The organism is 'Chrysanthemum coronarium' phytoplasma, assembly GCF_000744065.1.
Classification (GTDB): Bacteria; Bacillota_I; Bacilli_A; order Acholeplasmatales; family Acholeplasmataceae; genus Phytoplasma; species Phytoplasma asteris.
In genome coordinates this window covers 1-2,105 of record NZ_BBIY01000080.1, presented here as the reverse complement: position 1 = coordinate 2,105, position 2,105 = coordinate 1, and the positions used below count along the sequence as shown (strand labels likewise).

General features: G+C 24.3%; 3 protein-coding genes. All 3 read right to left on the bottom strand.

Features of this window, described 5'->3' with window-relative positions; translation table 11 throughout:
* The coding region (locus tag OYV_RS03565; protein WP_042068326.1) for a hypothetical protein at nt 1-880 on the bottom strand (880 nt) is incomplete at its 3' end.
* A 137-nt stretch (nt 881-1,017) separates the two neighbouring features.
* Nucleotides 1,018-1,356, bottom strand: a complete 339-nt coding sequence (locus OYV_RS03560; RefSeq protein ID WP_042068325.1) for a hypothetical protein — start codon at nt 1,354-1,356, stop codon at nt 1,018-1,020.
* Nucleotides 1,295-1,825 carry a hypothetical protein gene (locus tag OYV_RS03555; RefSeq protein ID WP_152550844.1) on the bottom strand — a complete coding sequence of 177 codons (531 nt, stop codon included), beginning with the start codon at nt 1,823-1,825 and terminating at the stop codon, nt 1,295-1,297. Before OYV_RS03555 ends, OYV_RS03560 begins: the two co-directional genes overlap by 62 nt.
* Nucleotides 1,826-2,105: the final 280 nt, after the last annotated feature.

The following is a 2,105-nucleotide window of genomic DNA, read 5'->3' as shown; positions in this document are numbered from 1 at the left end:
TTTTATTAGGCTCTGATAATGTAATGTTATTTAATGTGTTTTCAAATTCTTGTAGTTTTTTCTCGAAATCATCTAATATATTTTTTTCTTGTTGTTTTAAATTTAGATATGTAGGATTAGTTGTTTTGAATTCTTCTAATCTTTGGTTTTGTTCTGGTGAAAAAGAATTTGCTTGAATGTTGGGAGCAGATAAATTAGATACTAAAGAATTTCTTAATAATTCTATTATTTTCTTTCTTTCTTTCATGAAATATGTTTTTGAGCCTGTTGCACCTGTAAATTCTTCTATTAGATCTTTTATGTATTGTGCTTTTTCTTGTGGGGTCTTTGCTTCCATCATTTGTCTTCTTTCCTCTGTGCCATATACTGGCAAAGAAAGCAACAAATCTTTTATAGCTTTTTGTTTAGGTTTAACAATGTGGTTTATAAAATAATTAGATTCATTAAATTGTGCTTCTATTTTGTTTTGGTCTTCTGGTGATAAACGAGATATAATATCATTTTTTATTTCATACAAATCATCTATTGACACATGTAATTTATCGTCATTTGATGCTGTGGAGGATTGTTCTTGGTTTGATTCTTCTATTTCTAAAACATCTAATCTTTTTTTTATTTCTAATATATTTGCATTAGGCATCCTTAAAAAAGAATCTTTCAATAAAAAAGGTTTAATATCTAAATTAGGATATGTTTTTTTATCTTTTTTATAATCTAGTTCTTGATTTAGATAATAAGGTTGAGATGCAATAATATTATCAGAATTAACTAAATCAAAATGAATATCTAATTTAAAAGGATTTGATGGATAAATAGTTAATTTATTAAATGAATTAATTTCTTTAATGGAATCTTTGTAATCAGCATTAACTGAATCCAAATCAAAACTAGCAACAATAATATATTGTTCTTTATCATTAGTTTTTTCTAAGGGAAGTAAATTTTTATTTTGAATATGTGATAAAGGTAATATAGTATTGTAAATATCTCCAACTTTATATTTTATTTCGTTTTTGTTTAAACTATTTCTATCTTTTCTAATAAAACTGGTTTTTTTAATAAATTAGGTGTAATTTTTTGTATTTGTGATAGCGGTGGGAAATCATTTATATAATAAATTTGATTTTCAGCTTCAATACAAAGTCCAGTGTTGTTATTAGATGAGGTTATTTTATTATAAAATATTTTTTTAATATCTTCAACTTTTTTAATTAGATTAGTAGAATTATTATTTTTAACATCAATTGGAAAATAATGATATTTAATATATTTTTGAGCAAACTCAGTTACAAAATTAGGTTTGGTAAAAAAAATAATCCCAATGATCTTTTTCTTGTTGTAATTCTTTTTTTGCATCAACTAATTTTAAATCAATTCTTCCGTTTTGTTTTTGAACTTCGCAATAATCCTTTGTTTTTTGATCATTACTTAAAAGTTTTTCTACGTCTGTTTGGGGTTTTAGAAATTCTTCATAGGCTTCTTGTTTAATAGCAATATTAGCATCACAACAAAGATATAAATCTTGTTCATCTAGACAACTTTTTTGAGGAATAGTTACTAATAGAGCATAACCTCTTTTATATGTTGATGCTGTATTAGGTTCTTGTCCTATTGTTTTAGCATCTCCTTGAAAATAAAACAAATTCTTATTATCTGATGCTAAAGGTTTAATTTGTGCTTCTAATTTAGTTTTATTATCTGTTTTTATTTTAGATCCTATATTAGAATTACCATTTATACCTAGTTGTCTTGGTTGAATTGCTCCTAAATAATTAGGGTCACTATCATTAGCTAAAAGAATATTAAAATTAGAATGACTCAACAAGATAATAAAAAAACAATATATAAAATATATACTGTTTTTTTTACGTGTTTTAAAAAGGTAGTAAGAATTAATATTTTTTTATATTTAGACATATTAACAATTACCGCTTTTAATTTATGAATAACTTGATGTATTATTTGTGTAATAATATTAACTAAGTAATAAGTAATTAAGGATTATATATTAGGATGTAGAATTAGATCTTGAATTGTTTCCTTGTCCTTGTGCTTGAGTTTGTGTTACTGCTTGTGTTTGTCTCATACCAGCACCAGCAAAATTA